The following is a 6,015-nucleotide window of genomic DNA, read 5'->3' on the forward strand; positions in this document are numbered from 1 at the left end:
GGACGCCGCAACAGGCCCGCAACGAGTTTCTGAACTACCAGCTCGCAGCATGAATTAGTTGCTGATCAGCTGTCCGGAAAACGCGAGGCACATCACCGCGCGGTGCGATGCACCACCCGAGGCGCGGCAGGATCCCGACGACGAGGCACAACCAAACCCAACACCATCGGTACGACAAAACCCCCGGCCGCCAACCCGGCAAACGTTAGTGGACACCGCACTAGCGACAATCTGCCCTCGATCCGGGGGAGGTGGGTTACGCGCGGGCCGAGGGCGCGGTGTCTCCGCCGAGGACCTGCTGGAGCGGGCCTGGGACGAGCACATCGACCCGTTCACGAACGTGGTCCGGGTGACGGTGATGAAGCTGCGCCGCAAGCTCGGTGACCCGCAGGTGGTGGAGACGGTGCCGGGCGTGGGGTACCAGATCTCATGATCCGCCCGCGAACGGCTCGCCAACGACCGCCCCCACGGCATCGGCGGCGAAAAGCTGCTCCGCCTGCTCTGCATGCGCCACCAGGCCCAAAAATGACTCCCCCGCGCACCGGTCTGGCTGACATTCGTCGAAGGCCGGCACGGTCCAATGTTCCGACACGAAGATGGCCGCTCGCCGCACCCGGAACACCAGCCCGAGACCGACTGCGGTAAGAAGCCGCCCGGGCGAGCCGGTCAGCCACTGGTTCTCGCCTGCCAGCTCTGCAGCAACTCCCCTACCTACTACAGCCGAGACGAAATCGACGGGGCACGGTCCAGCGCCGACTCGTGATCGGGGCCCGCCAGAACCGGAAGGGCTCGGAAGAGTGACCTCGGGCTGCGAGTCCGCACCCCTGCAGACCTCGCGATCAGACATTTCGCGACTACTCGCCAGGTCAGAGCCTTGGACTCGATCATGTACATGGAGTACGGCTCCGGGGAGCTGCACCTCAATTACGTGATCAGGGTTGTGGTTGAGCTGCAGTTGCGGCGGCCACCAAACCAACGACTAAAGATCAACCAAACCGAGGTTGTTCAGTTTCAGCCGGACCACGGTGGTCACGGTTGAGGCGGTGTTGACAAGGCTCCGGCCGTCCGGCGACCCACGCAGCGGAGGCCGATCGCGGTGACAGTCGCATGACGGCCAGGCCAACGAAGACGAGCATGATCATTCCGGCCGCCCACCACGCGGAGGTGGCCAGTATCCAGCTGGTCCCCCTGACTGCGGGAGGGCGATGGCGGCAAGCACGGTGGCGATTTCGACGTCTTGGCGCCTCCTCGACCCAGTCGGTCAGCCAGGCCCAAAGCAACGGCATTGCACTCAGCCCAACACTCAGAGTGCACCGAGGTCGATGGCCTCGGCCATTGCGCGGTAGCCTGCGTCTGACGGGTGCAGGTGGTCGCCCGAGTCGTACGGCGGGTTGATTCGTTGCGGGTCGGCCGGGTCACGCACCACCGCGTCGAAGTCGACGACGGCGTCGAAGTCGCCGCTCGTGCGGATGAACTCGTTCACGGCCTGCCGCACGTTGTCCCGTTCTTCGGTGTAGGAGCGCCATCCCTTGATCGGCGTGATGGTTCCGACGACGATCCGCAGCCCCTTCGCGTGTGCCTGGGCGGCGATGTGCCGCAGGGCGAGTTTCAGAGTCTCCGGGTCGGGGTGTTCGAGGTTGAGGATGTCGTGGACGCCCTCGAGCAGGATGACCGTGCGCGCCCCGGACGTGGTCAGCATGTCCCGGGACAGACGGGCGAACGCGTTCGGGCCACCGATCCCGGTGCCAGTGCTGCTATCCAGGATCCGGTTGCCGCTGATGCCGCTGTTGGCCACGCCGAGTTTGGTCGGTCCAGGCCGGGCGACCGAACAGCGCCGACGGCGAGCTTCGCGTTATGCCGTCCGAAAATGTGGTGCAGACGGCCGCCCATGGTCACCCCGGTGTCGGGGCGGCAGCCTGGGTGCTGCGTGACCTGGTGCCCGCTCCGGTCGCCATCGGTGTGGCGCGGGAGGGGCGACCCGACGCACTCGGCGTGGTATCTGAGAAACTCCAATTCGGCCCGCAACCTTGTAGCATGACGACGGACGACGGCCGGCAGCCGGAGCGCGGCTCTGGTACGACTCGGCGGGCGGCACCGCCGGGTTGGGCGGCCGCGGCGCCGGTCAGGCCGGGGCCGGGGTGAGAGAGGAACCTGCTCGGCGTGTTCCAGGAACCGGACCAGATTCGGATGACCGGCGGAAACTCCATTGGCGGGGTCTCAGGCGCCAAGGGCGGGGCGTCAGGCGCCGGGCCGCCGGAGGTGTGGGACGCGGAGCTGGCCAAGGCGATGCGGCACGTTGCCGTGTTGCGCACCGGGTTCTACGTTGTCGTGCTGCTGATCGCGCTCGGTGGCCAGGTGTCCGGGGCGATGGAAGGGCTCGGCATGCCGTGGTACGTCGCCCTTCCCGCGGTTGGGGCGTTAGAGCTGGGTGGCGTCGTGGTGCTCGCGAACGCTGACGTACGCCGTCGACTGGGCGAAGGGGCGGTGCTGTCCCGGGTGTTGTCGGCCGGCATCGCCACCGCCGCGGTCGCCTTCAACTGGCTGGCTCACAGTAACCACCTCGAAGGCGGTTTCTACGCGGGAATGTCGCTGCTCGGTTATCTGGTGTGGCTGATGAGCAGCGAGAATCAGCGGCGGGATCGGCTGCGCGCCAGGCAGCAGCTGCCACCCACGACGCCGGGGTACGAACCGGTCGGGCACTGGTTGCGACACCCGTGGCTGACCCGCCGCGCCCGCTCGTTGGCCAAGGCCGATCCCGGCCTTGGGCTGTACGGTTCGCTCGACGCGGCCCGCGCGCAGATTCGCGCCGAGCGGCGGCAGGTGGCGCTCAGTAAGGTGTTGCGCCGCAAGATCAGCCGGGCACTGGACGCCACCACCGCGGACATCGCCTTGGCGGTGTACGACCTCGACGAGATCGCCCTGCGGCTGGCCGAGCAGGCGGACTACGACGGGCTCACCGCGCTGATCGCCGCCGATCTGGCACCTGCGCGTGTGCTGGCCGGGAATCTGCCGGCGGGCGGCCGCCGTCGGCGGTGGCGTCGGGCCGGGCACCCCGACCCCGTCGCACTAGCCTCGGCCGTGCGGCTGCTCGCCGACGCGCCGGAGCGGCTGTTGGCCCACGCCCCCGAGCCGCTCCTGGACGCGGCCCCCGTAGCCCCTGCGGCGGACGGGGCCTCCGGCGGCTCAGTGCGGCCAGAGTCTGCCGGAGACGCCGTGCAGCAGGCGGGAGACGGTGCCAAGGGCTCGGGATCGGAGCGGCACCGGTCGATGACGCCGGACCGTACCGACCGGCAGGTGGAGCGGTCAGAAGGCACGGGCCAGGTCACCTCGACCACGGATCAGCCCGACCCGCCCCGCGCCTCGGACTGGGCGGCGCTGCAAGCGGAACTCGCCCCGTTCCTGCCGGCAACCCCACCGCGCCGCACGCCGCGCAACACAGCAGGCCGGTCGGCCACCAGCCGGGGGGGAGCGCCGTCGACCACGGACGCGCCAGGCTCCGTCGCGGAGCCGGCCGACGCGCCGCCGGCAACGACCCGCCGCGCGGCGCCGATGCCGCGAACCGCGACGGGGCGGGCAGGTGTCGCCCGAGGCGCCGACCTGGCGGGCGAGCCGGGGCCGACTGCGGATGTCACGCGAGAGCTACCCCTGGTGGCCGGGCGGGACCTGCCGGATCTGGTAAACACCGCAGCGAGCCGCACCACACCACCCGTCGCGGCCCCCGACGCGGTAGAGAAGGCCACCGAGCAAAGACCAGCGTCGCGAGCGCGGCAGGCCCCGGTGAGACGACGGGGACCCGCGACCGAACTCGGAGACCATCCGGCGTCGGTCGAACACCCAGTCGGCCGAGGCCGGTCGGTCCTGACGGAAAGATCCTCAACGGCCTGATCAACAAATACTCCTAGGCCGCGTAGCTGATACCGAGGAGGTGTGTTCGGCTTCCCGACGGCGCTTGATCATGAAGTTCGCACTCCTGCGGTCAGCCCCGCTGACAGTCCTACCATGACCGGCGCCGGTCACAGATCGGGCAGGAGTCCCCAGTGCGGATGGCCAGGTCAGCGGTAGCATCGCCAGGCGTACGGATCACCGGGATTCGATGTCCGTGCGTAGGCGCCCGAATCGTATGCGTCGCGGCAGGCGACGTCCATGTCGACGAGGGACGCGGAGAGAAGCCCAACGCATTGCCAACGGCCGTCATTGCGGGGGTCCGCTGAGCCTCCCGTGTACCGATCGCAGTACCGCTGGGCCATGTTCGCCACCCCTCGGCTGCTCGAGGGGCCGAGCAGGATTGGGCCCGAGCTGCGGGTCGGTGTCGGCGTGGCCGCGGTGGACGTCGGCGTGGCGGAAGGCGTGACCGACGGTGTGGCGCTGGGGGTGGCGGACGGCGTGACCGACGGCGTGGCGCTTGGCGTCGCGGAGGACCCGCGGGGTGCCGCGGAGGTTGGCGCCGTCGACGGTATCTCCGAGAGGGTGATCGGTTGCTCGAACGCGTCCGACGGGGTGGTGGCCGCCGATATCGGCAAGGTGCCTGCCGGCGGCCGGCCCGGCCCCCACGTGAATGCCAGAACGCATAGCAGCGCCCCCACCGCGAGCCCTCCGACCGGGATCAGCCAGCGCCGCCGCCGGCTGGCCCGCAGTGAGCGGGCAGCAACGTTCCGATGGTGCCTCCTTCGCGGCCGCCCCTCGTTCGCCCCTGGGTCCTGCGGGTCGGACTCCTCGCGGTGATACCCGTTGCGGCCAGCGTAATCGTGGTCGGGGTACTTCCCGTGCGGGTAGATCGCACCCGGTGCGGCATACCTTTCCAATTGCGCGCCGCGCGCGTCCTCGTGGACCGAAGTGGCATCCGTCGGTTCGTACGGCTCTTGGGCCCGGCGATCTTCCCGATGGGCCTGGTCGTGTCCGTCGGACAGATAGGTATGGTCGGGCTCGTCGTAGGCCGGTTCGGGGTAGCCCAGCGGGTCTGACGGTTGGTAGGCATGCTCGTGCTGAGGGTAGGCCGCGTCGTACTGCTCGTACTCACCCTCGTACTGCGGGTCTGCCCGGTGCCTTGCGTGTCGCGCTTCGTGCTCCTGGTACGTGTCCGCGGGACGGTACGACTCCTCGTACTCGTCCGGCAGCTCCTCATGCCGTTGCGGCGCGGCAGCCTCCTGCCGCCTGTCCAAGGAGTCGGGTTCACCTACTGCCAGCCGCGACTGGCGAGAGATCCAGCTGTCTACGACACTCGCCGCGTCGTCGTGATCTTGGGCAGCCGCATCGGCCGAACCAGCCGTCGATTTCTCGGCCACGGTCGCCGGCCTCCTTGCAGGGCACAGGTGCGGACAGCTAGCCGACCTTACTCACCATCAGCCAAAAGTCCACCCGGCCGTTGGCACGAACAGGCGGCAGGCGACTCCCGTTCGTGGCCCCGACCACCCGACAAGGTCTGGAGAATGCGTGGACGGATCGAGCGCAACGGTCGCGAGCGCGCGACCGTGAGGGCGCTGCCTTCGCAAGCGATCACTGCCAGCCAGTGGACAGTCGCCTGGCTGCCGGGGTTGTCAGCCGAAACGGGCGCTTGACACGGGATTTGGTAATGGTGGCGGGAGCGGCCAGTGCAGCGCCCGGGCCGGACACGAGCGCTGGCATCGCCCAGGCGCGGCTTGACGTTCTGGACGTGTGCGGCGACCTGTACGGTGACGCCCCTGCGTCGTAGAGAGCCGGCCCGACGCAGCGAACGGCCGGCCGGGTTTCGCCCGCCAGCCGCACCGCACGTCAACGAGGCCCCGGCAAAGCCATTGCGGAGGCCGGGAACGGCGCGATGGAACGCGACCCCGGCCCCCGCATTACTCAAAGTCCCAGCTCAAAGCAGGCCTCCGGTTAGGCGCCCAGGAGCCCGCCATCCACGCTGGCATGCGCGTCGCCGGTTACACCGAGGTCCCCCGCGATGCTGCCGATGCCGTGCAACGGGCCGCCCAGGTCACCGGTCACGCCACTCACGCCGAGCCCGCCGGTGCCGTCGAGAGTCTCGCCGAGGTCACG

Annotated in this window: 3 protein-coding genes and 1 pseudogene; 3 read left to right on the forward strand and 1 reads right to left on the reverse strand. The window is 69.4% G+C overall.

Annotated features, from left to right (window positions below; translation table 11 throughout):
- Positions 1-271: 271 nt before the first annotated feature.
- A pseudogene (locus tag ACWD6N_RS35035) lies at positions 272-433 on the forward strand (winged helix-turn-helix domain-containing protein); the annotation flags it as partial.
- 870 nt (positions 434-1,303) lie between these two features.
- On the opposite strand, the gene ACWD6N_RS35040 reads toward ACWD6N_RS35035, so the two are convergent.
- The gene (locus tag ACWD6N_RS35040) at positions 1,304-1,795 is read right to left on the reverse strand and encodes a GDSL-type esterase/lipase family protein (RefSeq protein WP_449939589.1); all 492 of its coding nucleotides are present in this window, start codon (positions 1,793-1,795) and stop codon (positions 1,304-1,306) included.
- A gap of 365 nt (positions 1,796-2,160) precedes the next feature.
- Between ACWD6N_RS35040 and ACWD6N_RS35045 the strand changes: the two genes are divergently transcribed.
- Both ACWD6N_RS35045 and ACWD6N_RS35050 read left to right on the forward strand, forming a co-directional pair.
- A complete protein-coding gene (locus ACWD6N_RS35045) occupies positions 2,161-3,885 on the forward strand; it encodes a hypothetical protein (RefSeq protein WP_450006313.1) in 1,725 nt (574 codons plus the stop codon).
- A 360-nt stretch (positions 3,886-4,245) separates the two neighbouring features.
- Positions 4,246-4,722, forward strand: coding sequence for a hypothetical protein (locus ACWD6N_RS35050; RefSeq protein ID WP_450006315.1), 477 nt, complete (start codon positions 4,246-4,248; stop codon positions 4,720-4,722).
- Positions 4,723-6,015: the final 1,293 nt, after the last annotated feature.

The organism is Micromonospora sp. NPDC005163, assembly GCF_053599835.1.

Coding starts and splice junctions, on each gene's coding strand:
- ACWD6N_RS35050 (WP_450006315.1), top strand. CDS start 4,246: ATGTTCGCCACCCCTCGGCTGCTCGAGGGGCCGAGCAGGATTGGGCCC.